The sequence below is a fragment of the Mycobacterium sp. NGS39 genome (genome assembly GCF_059812765.1).
This window is the reverse complement of record NZ_JCALDH010000007.1, coordinates 171,613-189,619: the sequence shown is the minus strand read 5'-3', so window position 1 is coordinate 189,619 and position 18,007 is coordinate 171,613. Positions and strand designations below refer to the sequence as shown.

The window sequence follows — 18,007 nt, the reverse complement described above, 5'->3', positions numbered from 1 at the left end:
TTTCCGGCGCTGACCGCCGTTTAACGCACCGAAATCGCTTGTTCGCGGGCCCAGCGGTAGTCGGCCTTACCGGCAGGGCTGCGTTCGATGACCGGACGGAACACCACGGCCTTCGGAAGCTTGTAGCGGGCAATGGATTTCGCTGCGTGCGCGATCAGCTCGTCCTCCTCGACGCTTGCCCCGTCGGCAAGCGCGACGATCGCCACCACCTCTTGGCCCCAGCGTTCGCTCGGCCGCCCGGCAACGACGACGTCGGCGACCGCCGGATGTGATGCGATCGAAAGCTCCACCTCCTCGGCGAAGATCTTCTCGCCGCCGGAGTTGATGGTCACCGAATCGCGGCCCAGCAGTTCGATGGCGCCGCTGTGGAGGTGGCGTGCCCGGTCGCCTGGCACCGCGTAGCGTACGCCGTCGATCACCGGGAAGGTGGCCGCGGTTTTGGCCGCATCGCCCTTGTAGCCAAGCGGGACATAGCCTCTCTGCGCCAGCCAGCCGATGCCGTCATGTCCCGGCGACAGGATGGCGCTCAAATCTTCGGCGGCGACGCACGTGTCCGGCCCGGGGTTGAACGTTCCGGTCGACACCGCACCGGTCAGCGACATGTGATGCATCTGCGCGCCGGTCTCCGAAGAGCCCACGCCGTCCACCACCACCGCGTGGGGGAGCGCTTCGATCAGCCGTTCCTTGACCGAGGGCGTCAGCATCGCGCCGCCGTTGGCCACCACGGCCAGCGACGACACGTCGGCCACACCCTTTTCGATCGCAGCCAGAAGCGGCCGCGCGATCGCGTCGCCCACCACGGTCACCACCGCCACTTTTTCCCGCTCGATGGTGCGGACCACCTCATCGGCGTCCAGCCGGTCGACCGTCGACGCGAACACCAGCGACTGTCCCGTCGTGATCGCCGTCATGACACCCCACTGCGCGGCGCCGTGCATCAGCGGCGGCAGGATCATGATCTTGGTACCCGGGTTTTCCGCTGCGCGCGAGGCGATTTCGTCGTAAGAGGTCATCACCTCGCCGGTGACCAGATTGCGGCCGCCGAACGACGTCACGAAGATGTCGTGCTGGCGCCACAGCACACCCTTGGGCATCCCCGTGGTGCCGCCGGTGTACAGCACGTACAGGTCGTCCGGCGACGGCTCGACGGGCGGCGGCTCTGGTGAGCTCGATGCGATCACGGTCCCGTAATCCACTGCGCCGTCGAGCAATTCGTTGCCGGAGCCGTCGGCGATCTGGATGAGCACCTTCAGGTTCGGCAGGTCGGGCAGCACTTCGGCGACCCGCGGCGCGAACGCGGCGTGGTAGATCAACGCGGTAGCGCCGGCATCGGCCAGCAGGTACTGCAGTTCGGCCTTGACGTAGCGGTAGTTCACGTTGAACGGGGCCACCCGCGCCCGCCACGCGCCGAGCATCGCCTCGACATACTCGTTGCCGTTGTAGGCGTAGATGCCGACGAGGTCCTGGCCCACCTCGTGGCCGGCCAACGCGGACCGCTCGGTGTGACAGCCCAGGCCGCGCGAGTGCAGGTAGGACGCGAGCCGCGTCGACCGGTCGACGATCTGCGCATACGTGTACTGCTTGTCGCCCTGGGTGATCAGCGGCCGGTCGCCGATCACGGCTGCGACGGCGTCGGCGACCGCGGGCACGGTGAAGCTCACGATGTCGTCCATGCTCGGAGTAGATCATCCGTGGTGGTGATGGTCGCGAGCAGGGACAGGGTGTAGTCGATGACGGCAGTCCCGTACTCGGCGGGAAACCCGGCGACCGCGTCGCGTGGCAGCACCACCCGGTACGCCGCGTTGACCGCGTCCATCACCAGGTTCGGGATCGCGATGTTGAGCGAGACGCCGACGCCGACGATCGTCGACACCCCGAGATTGCGCAGGATCGCGTCGAGGTCCGTGCCGCCCATCGGGCCGACGCCATGCCAGCGGTGCAGCACGATGTCCGTCGGCTCGGGCCCTAGTTCGGGCAGCAGGGTCGCGCCGTCACTGCCGGGCGCAATGTCGACACTGCCGCGGCCGGCTGCGAAGATCTTCGCGTTGCGGTTGGACCCGCGCCCGTCGGGGCGTCGCTGTACCAGGCAGTGCACCACCTGCACGCCGGCGGCGCGCGCGGCCGGCAACAGCCGCACAATGTTTGGCAGCGCCTCGCGGCGAGCCTCCTCCGCGAGCACCGCCAGACCGGCGTTGGGTCCCATCACCGCGCCTTGGCACTCCTGTGTGACGACGGCGGTGTGCTCGGCGGCGACCAGATCGGCGAGCGGCACCGTCATGCCGGGGTCTCGTAGAACTGCGTGGCCCACTTACGCAGTGCCATATAGGGTTTCGCGTCGGTCTTCGACAGCGGTGGGCGCTCGATGTACTCCTGGTAGCGCCAGATGTCCAGGTCCTCCCAGACCGTGCGCAAGAACTGCTTCTCCACCTGCTCCCGAACCGCGGCGGGCGGAACGTCGGAGCGCTCACCGGGGAGCTTCGGCCACCAGATCGAGTAGAACATCGTCGACAAGCCGTCGTCGACCGGAGTGACCGCGAAAATCAGCCGGTGGTTCGACGAGCCCTCGAACGCGCTGATCGCTCCGCCGAGCCCGAACATGTGGCTGTGGATGCGCAACGCCATGGTGTCGGGGTCGTCGGCGCGGGCGTCGGGCCAGCCGGTGAGGAATTGCCACTCGTGGTCGACGATGCGCCAGTCCAGGCACACCGGCGTCACCGTCGCCTTGTGCACGTAGCGGAAATGCGCGCTGTCCGGTCCGTTCTCAGCGACGATCTGCGGATGCACCGGCTCGTTCTCGGTGCGGCGCGAAAACTCCGGATACGGCCGGTAGTACGCGGACGGGTCAGTCTCGAATTGTGGAAACGACGTGAAGATGTCCGGCATCTGCCACTGCGGCTCCTTGCCTTGCGGCTGGTGCCAGACGAACACGCAGTCGTACTGCTCTATCACGGGGTACACGCGCAGCTTCAGCGCACGGTTGGGCCGGTCTGGCTGGTAGGGGATGTAGCGGTTGGTGCCGTCGGGACCCCAGCGCCAGCCGTGAAACGGACACTCGACGCAGTCGCCGACGACTTTGCCGCCGTGGCCGATGTGGGCCCCGAGGTGACGGCAGTGCGCCTGCAGCACATGCAGTTCGCCGGACTGGTCGCGGTAGGCCACCAAGTCGTCGCCGAAGTAATGCAGCGGCCGGACCTCGCCGACGGGAAATTCCGCTGACCAGCCGATCATGAACCAGCCGGTGACCTTCCAGGTGAACGGAACCTTCACGCGAATCCCTCCGCTCAATCGATACCGAAGAGGTTACAGTATCGACATCGGGCAGCCACGGTCGTCGACCCACATTGAGAGGAGCGAGGTGGCGGGGAACAAGAAACTCGTCATCGGTGCGAGCGGATTCGTCGGTTCGCATGTCACCCGGCAGCTCGTGGATCGCGGTGACGACGTGCGTGTGCTGGTCCGCAAAACCAGTAATACTCAGGGCATTTCGGACCTCGACGTCGAATACCGCTACGGCGACATCTTCGACGACGACGCGCTGCGCGCAGCGATGACCGGCTGCGACGTGGTCTTCTATTGCGTGGTGGACACCCGGGCGTGGCTGCGCGACCCCGCGCCGCTGTTCAAAACCAATGTCGAGGGTCTGCGGCACGTGCTCGACGCCGCGGTCGACGCGAACCTCGAGCGGTTCGTGTTCACCAGCACGATCGGCACCATAGGCATCAGCGACAGCGGGCTTGCCGACGAGGACACACCGTTCAACTGGTACGACAAGGGTGGTGGCTACATCCAGTCGCGCGTACAGGCCGAGAACCTGGTGCTCGAATACGCGCGCAAGCGAGGCTTGCCCGCAGTGGTGCTGAACGTGTCCAACACCTACGGCCCGCGTGACTGGGCGCCTACCCCGCACGGGGGTCTGGTCGCGGCGGTCGCGGCCGGCAAGATGCCGGTCTACGTCAAGGGGCTGTCGTACGAGGTGGTCGGCATCGAGGATGCCGCGGCCGCGCTGGTGCTGGCCGCCGCCAACGGCCGGGTCGGCGAGCGCTACATCATCTCCGAGCGGTTCATGTCCTGGCGCGACATCTTCAACACCGCCGCCGACGCGGTCGGCGCACCGCGGCCGAAGTTCGGTGTGCCGTTCTGGGCGTTTCCCGTGGCCGGGTTCGTCGGCGAGGTTGCGTCGCGGGTGCTGCGTCGTGATGTGCCGATCAACCGCGTCAGCGCACGGCTGGCCCACATCATGTCGCCGATGGACCACAGCAAGGCCGTGCGCGAACTCGGCTGGAAACCGCGGCCCACGCCTGAGGCGATTGCTGCGGCCGCACGCTTTTACCAGGAGCGCCGCCGACAGCGTGCCGCCGCTCAGCGAACGTGACGATTCACCGCGGCACCATGGTCGAGTTCGGTGCCACCCAGTCTGTCGAGACGAACCGGTGCCGGATCAGCCACTGGTCACCCACCGGCTCCAGTCTGTCGCGGTAGCGGCCGTAGTGGTCCAGGCCGATGTCGGTGACGACCGTGAAGTACGACGCGACTCGGGCGTGCTCCGTGGTGAGCTCGACGAACCGGACGTTCGTGAGATTGTGCCGGACAATGCGTGCCGATGACGTTATGCCGCTGAGAAATTCGACGATTGCGGCGCGCCCGCACAGCGGCTCCTCGCCCCGCAGCTGCAATTCGCCGTCCTCACAGAACGTTTCGGCCATGTCGTGCAGCCGCCCCGAATCACCCGACCAGTTGTAACCGGCGAGAGTGTCCCGGATGCGTTCGCGCGCCGCCAGCTCCCACCACTCCACGTCAGGCCTCGTCTGCGCTGAACATGTAGGAGCCCACGGTCGTCAGACGGTCGTCGGCGCCTTCGTCGTGCATGACCACCCGAACCGCGACGGTGCCGTCGGCGCCGGGGAAGGCCTCACCGTCGACGCGGAACGGTCCGGCCTTGCCTCGTGCCACGAACATCACATGCGACGAAATACCCTGCAGGAGCGGCGTTCCGACAGCATCGGCGGCAAGTTCCAGCGCCGCTGTTTCCAAGATCACGAACTGCGGGCCGATATGGAGCGCAGCGTCGGGCGAAGCGACCCTGTCCTCCAGTTCGGGAAGTGTCCACCGGCCGTCGGCGCAGCGGTGACCGCCGAAAACCTGCCACAGCGGCGGCAATTCAGCCGAGTCGGTCACCTCGATCGGCTCGACCGTCATCTTCTTCAGACCGTCCGGAGGTGTGCCGATGCTGATGCCCTGGCCCTGGGTCAGCGCCAGCACGCGCTGCGGATTGTCGGCGTCGACGATCTTCGACCGGCTGTATCCCATCTGCCGGCCTCGCTTGAGCTCCTCGGAGACGATCTCGATGCGGCGCACGTCGCGGCCGGCATCGAGTACCTGGCAGGAGTGGATGACCGGGTTGGGCACCGCCTCGAGGTCCGACATGTGGCCGCCCTCGGGCGAGGCGATACCCAGCACCGCAAGCAGCAGCCCGCCCGTCGCGTTGCGCATGTCGCGGCGCAGCGTGACGGTGTTGTCGACCGGCCCGAGGTCCATCTGCGAGTACCTGCGGCCGATGTAGCGGTAGCTCAACAGCCCGCCCCAGCGCCGCCGCAGCTCGGCCGCGTACGCCTCCGGCTGATCGACCAGTTCACGAATGTCGCGTGGCATTCGACCTCCTAACGCCCATATATGATGACCCTTCCGCTCACCCGCGGCTGCACGCCGGCGCGCCGGAGGTTTTCGAATGACGCAACTGGACACCGGGAGTGCTCGCGTCCTCGACGAGCTCGGCTACTACCTGCTGGCCGGCGCCGGCGGGGAAGGCCCTGCGACTTTGACCGAGGAGGCCCGCCGCGGCGAAGAGTTGGGGTTCGGCACGGCGTTCATCTCCGAGCGTTGGAACGTCAAGGAGGCGTTGTCGCTTGTGGGCGCGGCGTGTGCAGTCACCAGCCGGATGCAAATCGCCACGGCCGCAACCAATCACAACACCCGCCATCCGCTGATCACCGGATCGTGGGCCACCACCATGCACCGGCTCTCCGGTGGCCGGTTCACGCTCGGCATCGGCCGGGGCATCGCCGCGATCTACGGGGCATTCGGCATTCCCGCGGTCACCACAGCGCAGATGGAGGACTTCGCCAACGTGATGCGCCGGCTCTGGCATGGGGAGGTGATTTTCAATCACGACGGGCCGATGGGCAAGTATCCGATCTTGTTCCTCGATCCCGATTTCCGCGAGGACATCCGGCTCGCGATCGTCGCATTCGGACCGGCCACGCTGGCGTTGGGTGGTCGGGCTTTCGACGACGTCATCCTGCACACGTACTTCACGCCCGAAACGCTGCAACGCTGCGTCAAGACCGTCAAGGACGCCGCCGAGAAGGCAGGCCGCGATCCGGCCAGCGTGCGGGTGTGGTCGTGTTTGGCGACCGTCGGCGATCACCTTCCCGAGGAGCTGCGGCTGAAGAAGACCGTCGCCCGGCTCGCCACCTACCTGCAGGGCTACGGCGATCTTCTGGTGAAGACCAACGGCTGGGATCCTGCTGTGCTGCAACAGTTTCTGCAGGATCCCGTGGTGACGTCGATCGCCGGCGGAATCGACCACAAGGCCACCCCGGAACAGATCGAGCACATCGCGACGCTGATCCCCGACGAATGGCTGCAGGTGTCGGCCACCGGGTCGGCGCAGCAGTGCGTCGAGCGGGTGCGCGAAGAATTCGACTACGGCGCCGACTGTGTGATCATGCACGGCGCCACACCCGACGAACTGGCGCCGATCGTCGAGGCGTACCGCCAGCCGGCCTAGCGCCGGCTGGCCAGACCCGCACCGACTTCGAGGTCTTTCAGCGCCGGCTCGATGGCGTCGGCCATGTCGTCGATGTCGCGGGCGATCTCCGGGGTGGTGACGAATCCGAAGTCCATCGCGCCGCGGTACGAGAAGCAGGTGATGTTGAGGCCGATGTCGAGAACCAGTGGTCCGACCGGCATCAGCCGCTCCAGCATTGCCCCGGACAAATAGAGCGGAAAGTCCGGTCCGGGCACGTTGGAGATCACGACGTTCACCGGCGCCAAGGACCGACCGATTCCGCTCGCGGTGTACGCGCGCGCGGCCAGCGACAGCAGCCCGGGCGGCGTCGTCTCTGTCAGGCCCATAATCTGATGTGCGGTCAACGCCTTCGCCATCTCTTTGGCGCCTTGTGAATTGGCGTAGATGGCCCGGATCCGTTCGGCGGGGTCGGCGATATCGGTGGCGAGCGAGATCGTCATCGTGCTGACCTTGGTGCCGATGTCATTGTTCCCATCGGGACGGGTGGACACCGGAATCTGGGTCACCAGCGACTTGTCGGGAAGCTCGCCGCGGTCGTCGAGGTAGCGGCGCATCGCACCGGACACCAACGCGAGCACCACGTCGTTGACCTTCACGCCGTAGGCGTCCTTGACCGCCTTCACCCGATCCAGCGGCACGCTGGCCCCGGTGACGCGCCGGTGCGGTGAGATCGGCGCGTTGAATCGTGTTGTCGGAGCGTCGAAGTAGCGCGGCGGCTTGTTCGCGATGCCCCGAACGGCCAGCTGCTGGCGCACGGTCTGCTCCAGCAGCCGCGCGATGCGGTAGGGGGTCTTGACGCCGACATTGACCAGCCCGCCCAGGGCGCGCATCTCCGGCCGGGGCATTCGCACCCCGACCAGTGACCGGTCCACGTCGAGCGCGGGTGGGCGCGGCTCGGGCGTGACGTCCAGCAAGATCTCGCTGAGCCCCGCGCCCGACACCCCGTCGATCACGGCATGGTGCATCTTGGTGACGATTGCGGCGCGGCCGTTCTCGAGACCCTCGATGAACCACAGCTCCCACAGCGGCTTGGAGCGGTCCAGCTTGTAGGACATCAATCGGCCCACGAGTTCGTTGAACTCCCGCCGCCCACCGGGCGAGGGGACCGCGATGTGGCGGATGTGGAAGTCGATGTCGAGATCGTGGTCTTCGACGAACCACGGGCGGTCCAGCCCGAGCGGCGCGCCGGCCACGCGCCAACGCAGCTGCGGAAGTTCGGGCAGCCGCGCGGCGATCAGCTTGCGCACCGACTCGAAGCTGAAATCCGGTGCGTCCGACGGGTCGCAGATCGCCGAAGCGCCCACATGCATGTGCCACGACGGGGACTCGGCGAACCAGAACGCTGCATCTGCACTCGACAACCGGTTCATGCTGTGACCTTACGCAGCTTCTGCCCGATCAGGTGGCCGGTCGGCGCATCAGCGCGTAATAGATTGCACTGATGGATGTCGCCTCGATCGTCAAGGAAGTCAGCGGCGTGGTCCCGCGTGCGATCGCCGGACTGGACACCTCCGACTGGTCACCCTCGCCGCGCGGTATTCGCCAGCTGGCGGAGGTGGTGCTGGATCAGGCGGCGCTGACCGGCATGTCACTGCTCAGCGGACTCCCGGAGCCGCCGGTTCGGTCGAGCGGATACAGCGCTGTGGCACAGGAGCTTTCGTCGCTCGACGTCGCCACGGCGCACGGCGAGCCGCCACCATTGCGGGTGAGCGCAGTGCGCCGGCAGAGGATCGGGCGGCTGTCGTACGAGAAACTGACCTTCGAGCACAAACCGGTACTGCCGCCGTCGCTGCGCGCAGAAGGCCTTGGCGAACCGGCGATCGCGGGCATGTACCTGTGCCGCCACACCGACGGTCCGCGACCGTGGGTGGTGTGGGTGCACGGCGCCGGCCAGGGCCAGCCCGTCGACCTGTTCTTCTCCCGCGCCGGGCGTCTGCACCAGCTCGGGTTCAACGTCGCGTTGCCGGTGCAGCCCGGACACGGATTTCGCCGCACTGCCGCCCCGGCCTACCCCGCCCGGGAGGCGCTGGCCAACGTCGCCGGCATGATGCGGGCGGTATCGGAGGTCCGCGCGATCGTGCGATGGCTCAGACCGCAGGCCAAATCGATTGCGGTGTTCGGTGTTTCGATGGGGAGCCCGGTGGCCGCGCTGGTGTCGCAGCTCGAGCCGCTCGACGCGGTCGCGGTATACACGCCGATTCTGGGACTCAACGCGATGATCGCACATCACCTGGCCCGCGGTGGCCCGTCGAGCGAGCGTTTCCGCCCGCTGCTGCAGTCCGACGAAGCTCGAGCGCTGGCGTCCGTGGTCGACCCTCTGGCCGTCGAACCCACGCCGCCACCGCACCGGCGGCTCGTCGTCGGCGCCTGGAATGACCAGATGGCGCTGCGCGAACCAGCGATCGCATTACATCAGCGGTGGCGGGGACGGCTGTACTGGTACGACGGCAGCCACGTGGGACACATCTTCTCTCGCCGGATTCAGGCGGTCACCGAGAAGTTTCTCGCCGAGGCGCTCACGGCGTAATCACCGTGCGGCTCACCGGTTCTGCGGCGGCCTGGCGGCTGTAGATCCCCCGCTGCAGGGCGGTGAGAAGCGCGTTGCGAGTCTCGCGCGGGTCGATGAGCTCGTCGAAACCCATGTGTGTTGCCGACCGGTACGACGCCTGCAGCTCGGCCTCCCGCAGCGCGGCCGCGACGTCTTGCTCGGCGTGCGACGCGCGGCTCAGCGCAGCGGCGCTCATCGCACCCATCGTGGCGCCCGGGTACGCGAACGTGGCCAGCTGGTCGTCGAAACCGAGCAGCGACATCACCATCGACCCGAACCCGTACGCCTTACGCAACGTTACGTGCAGCTTCAATGTGGTGGCTGCTGTTTGCGCAGCGAACATCCTTGCGCCGCTTCGTAATACGCCGCTGCGCTCGGATTGGCTGCCCGGCAGCATTCCCGGATTGTCGGCGAGGAAGACGATCGGCAGGTGGAACGAATCGGCTACGGTGATGAAATGCGCTGCCTTGTCGGCGGCGTCGGCGTCGATCGACCCGGCGAGCACCTTGGGCTGATTGGCCACCACCGCAACCGGGTGTCCGCCCAGATGCGCGAGCGCGCAGATGATCGCCCGTCCGAAAAGCGGTTGCACCTCGAACCAGTCTGAGCGGTCGAACACGACGTCGAGCACGTCACGGATGTCGTAGACCCGGCGGTTGTCGCGGGACACGATATCGAGCAGCTCTGGCGTTTCCCGCGGCCCGCTGGTGTCAAAGGCTTGCGACGGTGGATACGACCACGCGCTCGACGGGAAGTACGACAGGTAGCGGCGGATGTCGTCGAGCACCGCCGCGTCGTCGTCGGCGACATTGTGGATGACGCCACTGGCCAGCGCGACGTTCGGGCCGCCCAGTTCCTCTTTTGAAATGTCCTCTCCGGTGGACTCTTTCACCACTGGCGGGCCGGCGGTGAAGATCGCGCCCTGGCGGCTCATGATCGTGAAGTCGCACACCGGGGCCACCAGCGCGCCGTGCCCGGCCGACGCGCCGAGCACCGCCGCGACCGTCGGCACCTTGCCCGAGCACTTCGCCTGGGCCAGCAGGTCGGTAGGTGAGCGTCCGTAGTGGCCGCCGGGCCGAAAGCCCGCGCCTTCTAGCAGCATGACGAGCGGAATCTTGTTGCGCAGCGCCAACTCTGCGAGCCGGTAGCGCTTCGAATTGCTGCCCGGCGCGATGGTGCCGGCCAACGTGGTGAAGTCCTCTGCGCCGATCATCACCGGCCGTCCGTCGACACAGCCGGAACCGGCGACGATTCCGTCGGCTGCGACGTCGCCGCCGACGAGCGTGCCGAACTCGGCGAAACTGCCCTCGTCGAGGAGATGGTCCACCCTCGCCCGGGCGTCGAGCTTGCCTTGGCCGCGGTGCTTGGCCAGCCGCTCCTCACCGCCCATCGCCCGCGCATGCCGACGGCGGCGGTCGAGGTCGTCGAGCGTCTCCTGCCAGCCGTGCGCGTTCGTCATGCCTCTCCTTCACCCGCGTCGGGCACCGGCGCCGCGTTGTACCGAATGGCTTACTGTATCTCGCATGACTGCCGGGACCGCGCCGCGCCTCAAGATCGACCGGGGTCTCCCGAGCCAACTCGACCGCGTCGCCGCCGCGGCGTCCGAGACTGAACGGCACGGCTACGACGGGTGCTGGTCGGCGGAAATCAACCACGACCCGTTCCTGCCGCTGGCGCTGGCTGCCGAGCACACCTGTCGCGTAGAGCTGGGCACCAGCATCGCAGTGGCATTCGCACGCAACCCGATGACCGTCGCGAACATCGGCTGGGATCTCCAGGCCTATTCGCACGGCAGGTTCATCCTCGGGCTGGGCTCACAGATCAAGCCGCACATCGAAAAACGCTTCAGCATGCCGTGGAGCCGGCCGGTGGCGCGCATGCGGGAATTCATCGTCGCCCTGCGGGCCATCTGGTCGAGCTGGCGAGACGGCACACCGCTGCGGTTCGACGGCGACTTCTACACCCACAAGCTGATGACGCCGATGTTCGTGCCGGAGCCGATGGCGCACGCGTTCCCCAAGGTGTTCGTTGCGGCGGTCGGCGAGGCGATGACCGAGATGTGCGGGGAGGTCGCCGACGGCATGATCGGGCACGCGTTCACCACCAAGCGCTACCTCGACGAGGTGACGATCCCGACGCTGCTGCGCGGCATCGAACGCTCCGGACGCAGCCGCACAGACGTCGAATTGATGTCCCCGGTGTTCGTCGTCACCGGCGAATCAGACGCCGACATCGCCGCCGCTGCGGCCGCGACGCGCAAGCAGATCGCGTTCTACGGGTCCACGCCGGCCTACCGCAAAGTGCTCGACCTGCACGGCTGGGGCGAGCTGCACGACGAGCTTCACCGGCTGTCGCTTCGTGGCGAGTGGGACGCGATGGGATCGCTGATCGACGACGACATCCTCGACGCGTTCGCCGTCGTCGCGCCGATCGACGGGCTGGCGGCCCAACTGCGCAGCCGCTGCGACGGGGTGATCGACCGCGTGCTGATCGGCCTGCCGAAGACCCTCCCCGAGGCCAAAGCCGTCGAGGTCCTCAGCGAAGTACGCACACCGACAAGGAGTTTGCATGGCTGACAGCACTCCGCGGCCGCCCGAGGGCGACTGGCTGGGAACGCCGTTCCTATCGTTTCGGCGGGAGGGGCCGTTCGCGGTCGTCACGATCGACCGCCCCGAGGCGCGCAACGCGCTGACCCCGGCGATGTACTTCGGCATCCGTTATGCGGTGGGGCGGGTCAACGCAGACCCCGAACTGGCCGGGCTGCTGATCACCGGCACCGGCGACGTGTTCGCCCCGGGCGGCGACATGGGCGGCGGCGGCGCCGACGACTGGATCACGTTCGGCGCGGCGCTGCAGATGGACATCACCCCGTTCGACTCGCTGCGCACGTCGGTCAAGCCCGTGGTGTCAGCGGTCAACGGCCTGTGTCAGGGCGGCGGACTGCAGATCGCGTTGTGCAGCGACGTAGCGGTGGTCAGCGAGCGGGCGACATTTCGCGTGCCGGAGTTGTTCCGTGGCTACGCCGACACCTACTACAGCCAGATGCTGGCGCGTCTGATCGGTCCCGTGCGCACCCGGGATCTGATGTTCACCGGCCGGGTGCTGACCGCCCAGGAGGCGTTGGACTGGGGCATGGTCGCCCGGGTGGTGGCGCACGACGACTTGTCGACGACGGCCCGCGAGGTGCTGACGCAGTGCTGCCGCACCGCACCGGGTGCCCGCGCGGTGATCAAGTCCAGCCTCGATTCCTACCTCGGCCTCTACGACCGGATCGGGATGACCACCAGCCTGTCCTCTCCGGAGGCGGTGGAGGGGGTTCGGGCGTTCAAAGAGCGTCGCTCACCGGACTGGGTGCACCCGGATCTGCGCACCGGCGGGCGTCTCTGACCCGACTGGCAGTGTTTGGCAGTGCGGGGCGTGGGCCTGGCAGTGGCTGCTGAGCAGCATCGGAGGTGTTCGAACCCACCAGCTGCAAGGAGCACCGATGACCGCCATCACCACCCGCCCACTGTCCGCCTCCACCGACGCGCTGCTGCGGTTCGCGCTGCGCGCCGACGCGACGCTCACCGGGCTGGCCGGCCTGGCCGTCGCGGCGTTCGCCAACCCGCTGTCGGCGGTCAGCGGCCTGTCGCCCACGACCGAGTACCTGCTCGGCGCAGCATTCGTGTTCTACGGCGTCGCGGTGTACTCCCTGGCCGCGCTGCCGTCGTTGCGCGGCGCGGGGATCGGCGTCTGCCTCGCCAACGTCGTGTGCACGCTGGCCACCCTGGCGGTCGTGCTGACCGACGCCGCGCCGCTGACCGAGGCCGGGATGGCCTTGGCCCTGGCGACGAGCATCTACACCGCGTTCTTCGCCTACCTGCAGTACCTCGGGGTGCGCCGTCTTCGGGCGTGACTCCGCCATAGCCGGTGCGGGGCCTCGCGGGTGGTACGTCAGCGAGCCGCCCCGCACCGGCGCCTGCGCGGTCAGAGCTTGCGCAGCCTCAGCCGGTTGATCGAGTGGTCGGCGTCCTTGCGCAGCACCAGCGTCGCGCGTGGGCGGGTGGGCAGGATGTTCTCGATCAGGTTCGGCCTGTTGATCGATCGCCAGATCTCCCGAGCCGCTGCGACGGCCTGCTGGTCGTTGAGCGCGGCGTAGTGGTGAAAGTGCGACGCCGGGTCGGCGAACGCGGTCGAGCGCATGGTCAGGAACCGCGAGATGTACCACTGTTCGATGTCCTCGATCCGGGCGTCGACGTAGATCGAGAAGTCGAACAGGTCAGACACCATCAGCGTGGGCCCCGTCTGCAGCACGTTGAGGCCCTCGAGAATGAGGATGTCCGGATGACGCACGGCGTGCATCTGGCCGGGAACGATGTCATAGAGCAGGTGCGAATACACCGGTGCGCACACCTTGTCGGCGCCCGACTTGACCGCCGTGACGAACCGCAGCAGCGCCCTGCGGTCGTAGCTTTCCGGAAAACCCTTGCGGTGCATCAGGTTTCGCCGATTCAGTTCGGCGTTGGGATAGAGGAACCCGTCTGTGGTCACCAGGTCGACGCGCGGGTGGTGCTCCCAGCGGGCCAGCAGCGCCTGCAGCACGCGCGCGGTGGTGGACTTGCCGACGGCCACGCTGCCGGCCACGCCGATCACGAACGGCACCGGCCGCTCGCGCTGGCGTTGCTCGCCGAGGAACTCCGCGGTCGCGGCGAACAGCCCCTGCCGCGCGGCGACCTGCAAGTGGATCAACCGGGCCAGCGGCAGGTACACCTCGGCCACCTCGTTGAGGTCGAGCTGCTCGCCCAGGCCGCGCAGCCGGAACAGCTCCTCCTCGGTGAGCGGCAGCGGCGTCGACTTGCGAAGTTCGCGCCATTGAGCCCGGTCGAACTCGACATACGGGCTTGGCTCGCTTGGCCGCGCCATGGCCTCATCCTTGCAAGGGGCCGTCGCCGGCTCCACCGGGGCCTCTAGATTGTGGTCAGTGGACCTCGACGCTGACATCTTCATCCGTGAATACCTCTTGCTGGGCCTGCGGTTCGACCGGATAGAGACCGGCTACGTCGACGCCTTCACCGGCGACCCGGCACTGCGCAGGATCGTGGACAACGAGCCGCCCCCGGAGCCGTCGCAGCTGGCGCGGCGCGCCGACGAGCTGCTGGGCCTGATCCCCGCAACTCTGGAACCCGAGCGGGCCGACTTCGTGGCCGCCCACCTGCGTGCGCTGGCCTGCGCCGGCCGCAAGTACGCCGGCGAGCCCGTCGGCTTCGTCGACGAAGTGCGCGCCTACTTCGACGTGTCGATCGCTAAGGGCGACCCCGACCGGTACCGCGAGGCCCATGCGCGGCTGGACGAAGCGCTGGGCGGCAGTGGTCCGCTCGCCGACCGCATGCAGGCCTACCGCAGCGCCGACGAGATCCCGCCGCAGCGGCTGCGCGAGTGCATCGACGCCTTCTCCAGCGCGCTGCGCGACCGGGTCCGGGCGGTCTTTCCGCTGCCGGCCGGCGAGGTCGTCGAGTACGAAGTCGTCACCGACAAGCCGTGGTCGGGTTTCAACTACTACCTGGGTGACTACCGCTCGCGGGTTGCGGTCAACGCCGACCTCAAGCAGCAGATGGCAAACCTGCCGCGGCTGGTGGCCCACGAGTCCTATCCCGGTCACCACACCGAGCACTGCCGCAAGGAGGCCGGGCTGGTGAAGGGCCGCGGCCAGCAGGAGCAGACGATCTTCCTGGTCAACACCCCGCAGTGCCTGATGGCCGAAGGCCTCGCCGACCTGGCGCTGTACGCGGCCGTCGGCCCCGGATGGGGCACCTGGGCGGCTGAGATCTACGCAGACCTGGGCCTGCGGTTCGACGGGCCGCGCGCCGAGGCGATTTCCGACGCGGCGGCCGAGTTGATCTCGGTGCGCCAGGATGCGGCGCTGATGCTGCACGACGAACACCGCGACGCCGACGACGTGGCCGCATACCTGCAGCGGTGGCTGCTGGTGGACGATGTGCGAGCGCGCCAGATGTTGCGGTTCTTGTCGTCGCCACTGTGGCGGGCCTACATCAGCACCTACGTCGAGGGATACCGACTGCTGCGCGGCTGGCTGGACGCCAGGCCGGCGGGCGTGGGCCTCGTCGAGCGGTTCACGCGGCTGCTCGACGAGCCGCTGATTCCGTCAGCGCTGCGCTGACTTGCGGACCCGCGAGGCTGGGCAGCAGCGGGCGATAGGCTGGCTGGCGTGACAGCTGACTCCGCCACCACAGCCCCCGACTACGTCGAGACCGCGACTGCGGCGTTTCGAGCCGCTCTCGAGGTGATGGAGTCCGTCGAACCCCGCATCGCCGCCGCGACCCGCAAAGAGCTTGCCGATCAACGGGATTCGCTGAAGCTGATTGCCAGCGAGAACTACGCCTCCCCGGCGGTGCTGCTGGCCATGGGCAACTGGCTGTCCGACAAGTACGCCGAGGGCACTATCGGGCACCGGTTCTATGCGGGCTGCCAGAACGTCGACACCGTGGAGTCGGTGGCCGCCGAGCACGCCCGCGAACTGTTCGGCGCGCCCTACGCCTATGTGCAGCCGCACTCCGGCATCGACGCGAACCTGGTGGCGTACTGGGCGATCCTGGCCACCCGCGTCGAGGCGCCGGGCCTGGCGGACCTGGGCGCCAAGCACGTCAACGACCTGTCGGAGGCGGATTGGGAGCAGCTGCGTGCGAAGCTGGGCAATCAGCGACTGCTCGGGATGTCGCTGGATGCCGGCGGCCATCTGACCCACGGCTTCCGGCCCAACATCTCCGGAAAGATGTTTCACCAGCGCAGCTACGGCACCGATCCGCAGACGGGACTGCTGGACTACGACGCGGTTGCAGCCGCCGCGCGCGAATTCAAGCCGCTGATCCTGGTCGCCGGTTACTCGGCGTATCCGCGCCGGATCGACTTCGCCAAGATGCGCGAGATCGCCGACGAGGTCGGCGCGACGCTGATGGTCGACATGGCGCACTTCGCCGGGCTGGTGGCGGGCAAGGTGTTCACCGGCGACGAGAACCCGGTGCCGCACGCGCACGTGACGACGACGACCACGCACAAGTCCCTGCGCGGTCCGCGCGGCGGCCTGGTGCTGGCCGCACCTGAGTACTCCGACGCGGTGGACAAGGGCTGCCCGATGGTGCTGGGCGGGCCGCTGTCACATGTCATGGCCGCCAAAGCGATTGCGCTGGCCGAAGCCCGCCAGCCCGCGTTCGCCGACTACGCGCAGCGGGTCGCCGACAACGCCAAGGCGCTGGCCGACGGCTTCCTGCGGCGTGGCGCCCGGCTGGTCACCGGGGGCACCGACAACCACATCGTGCTGCTGGACGTCACTTCCTTCGGGCTGACCGGGCGGCAGGCTGAGTCGGCGCTGCTGGACTCCGGCGTCGTCACCAACCGCAATGCGATCCCCGCCGACCCGAACGGCGCCTGGTACACCAGCGGCATTCGCTTCGGCACCCCGGCCCTGACCACCCGCGGCTTCGGCGCCGACGAGTTCGACCGGGTCGCCGAGCTGGTGGTCGACGTGCTGACCAACACCTCCGCGCAGGGGTCGTCGAAGGCGAAGTACACGCTGGCCGACGGCACCGCCGCCCGCGTGCACGCCGCTGCGGCCGAGTTGCTGGCCGCCAATCCGCTCTATCCGGGATTGACGCTGTAGACCAACTCGTGATACGGCGCGCGGCGCCGGAATTTTACGATTCCCACAGACTTGGGTTACTGTAACCGCATGGCACAGAAACCTGTCATGACGCCATTCATGGCGGCGCTGGAACCCGTTGTCGGAGAGAACTATCGCCGGCACATCGACACCGCCGTGCCGTGGTACGCACATGATTTCGTGCCGTTCGACCGTGGCGAGAACTTCGCGTTCCTCGGCGGACGTGACTGGGATCCGTCGCAGGCGACGCTGCCCAGGCCGATCACCGATGCACTGGAGATTTTCCTGGTCACCAAGGACAACCTGTCCGGCTATCACCGCGAGTTCGTCGAGCACTTCATCCTCGAGGACTGGTGGGGCATGTGGATCGGCCGGTGGACCGCCGAAGAGACTTTGCACCAGATCGCGTTGCGTGAGTACCTGATCGTCACGCGGGAGATCGACCCGGTGGCCAACGAAGCGGTGCGTGTGCAGCACGTGATGAAGGGCTACCGTGCCGACCACTTCAGCCGTATCGAGACGCTGGTTTTCATGGCGCTGCGTGAGCGTCAGCACGCGGTGTTCTGCCGGCGGCTGGCCGAGCGTATCGAGGACCCGACGCTGCGCGGCCTGATCGAGCGGATCGCCGGCGACGAGGAGCGTCACCTGCTGTTCTTCGAGAACCTGGTGCGCGAATGCCTGCGGATGGAACCCGACGAGACGGTTGCCGCGGTCGCCGCGCGGGCGGCCGAACTACAGGTCGTCGGCGCCGACATCGATGCTTACAAGGACAAGGTCGCCGCGGTCGCCGAAGCCGGCATCTACGACGAGAACCTGATGCGCCAAGGCATTGCCGAATCGATCGCGTCGTGGGGTCTGACCGACCGGGCAGAGCTCGCCGATTTCGTTCGCTGAGCGGTACGGCGGGCAGCGGCTGAGCCGCACCGGCGCGCCTGCGAGGCGGTGACGCAGCGGCGGGGGTAGCGTCGCCTCTGATGGCTAGCGACACGCTCTGCTA

At 67.7% G+C, this 18,007-nt stretch carries 17 protein-coding genes; 9 read left to right on the top strand and 8 right to left on the bottom strand.

Translation table 11 applies throughout. From position 1 onward, the window contains the following. Nucleotides 1-20: 20 nt before the first annotated feature. Genes AC5Y39_RS12130 through AC5Y39_RS12120 form a run of 3 tightly spaced genes read right to left on the bottom strand, consistent with a single transcriptional unit; the run spans nucleotide 21 to nucleotide 3,267 of the window. A complete protein-coding gene (locus tag AC5Y39_RS12130; RefSeq protein WP_500018567.1) occupies nucleotides 21-1,673 on the bottom strand; it encodes an acyl-CoA synthetase in 1,653 nt (550 codons plus the stop codon). Further along, a complete protein-coding gene (locus tag AC5Y39_RS12125) occupies nucleotides 1,658-2,278 on the bottom strand; it encodes a cysteine hydrolase family protein (protein ID WP_500018568.1) in 621 nt (206 codons plus the stop codon). The genes AC5Y39_RS12130 and AC5Y39_RS12125 overlap by 16 nt, the downstream gene beginning before the upstream one ends. Continuing rightward, the gene (locus AC5Y39_RS12120; protein ID WP_500018570.1) at nucleotides 2,275-3,267 is read right to left on the bottom strand and encodes an aromatic ring-hydroxylating oxygenase subunit alpha; all 993 of its coding nucleotides are present in this window, start codon (nucleotides 3,265-3,267) and stop codon (nucleotides 2,275-2,277) included. Before AC5Y39_RS12120 ends, AC5Y39_RS12125 begins: the two co-directional genes overlap by 4 nt. An 88-nt stretch (nucleotides 3,268-3,355) precedes the next feature. Here AC5Y39_RS12120 and AC5Y39_RS12115 point away from each other — a divergent pair, with 88 nt between their 5' ends. After that, entirely contained in the window at nucleotides 3,356-4,372 is a 1,017-nt protein-coding gene (locus tag AC5Y39_RS12115; RefSeq protein ID WP_500018572.1) for an NAD-dependent epimerase/dehydratase family protein, read from the top strand. 4 nt (nucleotides 4,373-4,376) lie between these two features. Here the strand turns inward: AC5Y39_RS12115 and AC5Y39_RS12110 are convergent, their stop codons facing one another. After that, nucleotides 4,377-4,793, bottom strand: a complete 417-nt coding sequence (locus AC5Y39_RS12110; RefSeq protein ID WP_500018574.1) for a nuclear transport factor 2 family protein — start codon at nucleotides 4,791-4,793, stop codon at nucleotides 4,377-4,379. Between the two features lies 1 nt (nucleotide 4,794). Continuing rightward, nucleotides 4,795-5,649, bottom strand: a complete 855-nt coding sequence (locus tag AC5Y39_RS12105; RefSeq protein WP_500018576.1) for a hypothetical protein — start codon at nucleotides 5,647-5,649, stop codon at nucleotides 4,795-4,797. Nucleotides 5,650-5,725: 76 nt separating this feature from the next. Here AC5Y39_RS12105 and AC5Y39_RS12100 point away from each other — a divergent pair, with 76 nt between their 5' ends. Continuing rightward, the gene (locus AC5Y39_RS12100; protein ID WP_500018578.1) at nucleotides 5,726-6,787 is read left to right on the top strand and encodes a TIGR03857 family LLM class F420-dependent oxidoreductase; all 1,062 of its coding nucleotides are present in this window, start codon (nucleotides 5,726-5,728) and stop codon (nucleotides 6,785-6,787) included. Here the strand turns inward: AC5Y39_RS12100 and AC5Y39_RS12095 are convergent. Beyond that, a complete protein-coding gene (locus AC5Y39_RS12095) occupies nucleotides 6,784-8,178 on the bottom strand; it encodes a WS/DGAT/MGAT family O-acyltransferase (protein WP_500018579.1) in 1,395 nt (464 codons plus the stop codon). The genes AC5Y39_RS12100 and AC5Y39_RS12095 overlap by 4 nt on opposite strands. Nucleotides 8,179-8,249: 71 nt before the next feature. On the opposite strand from AC5Y39_RS12095, the gene AC5Y39_RS12090 reads away from it, so the two are divergent. Then, nucleotides 8,250-9,335 (top strand): alpha/beta hydrolase, encoded by a 1,086-nt coding sequence (locus tag AC5Y39_RS12090; RefSeq protein WP_500018581.1) that lies wholly within the window; start codon nucleotides 8,250-8,252, stop codon nucleotides 9,333-9,335. On the opposite strand, the gene AC5Y39_RS12085 is transcribed toward AC5Y39_RS12090, so the two are convergent. Beyond that, a complete protein-coding gene (locus AC5Y39_RS12085; RefSeq protein ID WP_500018583.1) occupies nucleotides 9,325-10,815 on the bottom strand; it encodes an acyl-CoA carboxylase subunit beta in 1,491 nt (496 codons plus the stop codon). The two genes, AC5Y39_RS12090 and AC5Y39_RS12085, sit on opposite strands and share 11 nt — an antisense overlap. 64 nt (nucleotides 10,816-10,879) lie before the next feature. Between AC5Y39_RS12085 and AC5Y39_RS12080 the strand changes: the two genes are divergently transcribed. From AC5Y39_RS12080 to AC5Y39_RS12070, 3 genes are all read left to right on the top strand, one after another. Then, complete coding sequence (locus AC5Y39_RS12080) at nucleotides 10,880-11,932, top strand: LLM class F420-dependent oxidoreductase (RefSeq protein WP_500018585.1); 1,053 nt, start codon at nucleotides 10,880-10,882, stop codon at nucleotides 11,930-11,932. Next, nucleotides 11,925-12,743 carry an enoyl-CoA hydratase/isomerase family protein gene (locus AC5Y39_RS12075; RefSeq protein ID WP_500018587.1) on the top strand — a complete coding sequence of 273 codons (819 nt, stop codon included), beginning with the start codon at nucleotides 11,925-11,927 and terminating at the stop codon, nucleotides 12,741-12,743. The genes AC5Y39_RS12080 and AC5Y39_RS12075 overlap by 8 nt, the downstream gene beginning before the upstream one ends. Nucleotides 12,744-12,840: 97 nt before the next feature. Further along, nucleotides 12,841-13,251: a hypothetical protein gene (locus AC5Y39_RS12070; RefSeq protein ID WP_500018589.1), complete on the top strand. Its 411-nt coding sequence runs from the start codon at nucleotides 12,841-12,843 to the stop codon at nucleotides 13,249-13,251. Between the two features lie 71 nt (nucleotides 13,252-13,322). Here AC5Y39_RS12070 and coaA read toward each other — a convergent pair whose 3' ends face one another. Continuing rightward, entirely contained in the window at nucleotides 13,323-14,258 is a 936-nt protein-coding gene (coaA, locus tag AC5Y39_RS12065; protein ID WP_500018591.1) for a type I pantothenate kinase, read from the bottom strand. 58 nt (nucleotides 14,259-14,316) lie between these two features. Here coaA and AC5Y39_RS12060 point away from each other — a divergent pair, with 58 nt between their 5' ends. The 3 genes from AC5Y39_RS12060 to AC5Y39_RS12050 all read left to right on the top strand — a co-directional run bounded on the left by AC5Y39_RS12060 (nucleotide 14,317) and on the right by AC5Y39_RS12050 (nucleotide 17,904). After that, on the top strand, nucleotides 14,317-15,513 hold the full coding sequence (locus AC5Y39_RS12060; RefSeq protein ID WP_500018593.1) for a DUF885 domain-containing protein: 1,197 nt from the start codon (nucleotides 14,317-14,319) through the stop codon (nucleotides 15,511-15,513). Nucleotides 15,514-15,561: 48 nt separating this feature from the next. Further along, complete coding sequence (locus AC5Y39_RS12055; RefSeq protein WP_500018595.1) at nucleotides 15,562-17,010, top strand: glycine hydroxymethyltransferase; 1,449 nt, start codon at nucleotides 15,562-15,564, stop codon at nucleotides 17,008-17,010. A gap of 69 nt (nucleotides 17,011-17,079) precedes the next feature. Beyond that, a complete protein-coding gene (locus tag AC5Y39_RS12050) occupies nucleotides 17,080-17,904 on the top strand; it encodes an acyl-ACP desaturase (RefSeq protein ID WP_500018597.1) in 825 nt (274 codons plus the stop codon). Nucleotides 17,905-18,007 lie beyond the last annotated feature (103 nt).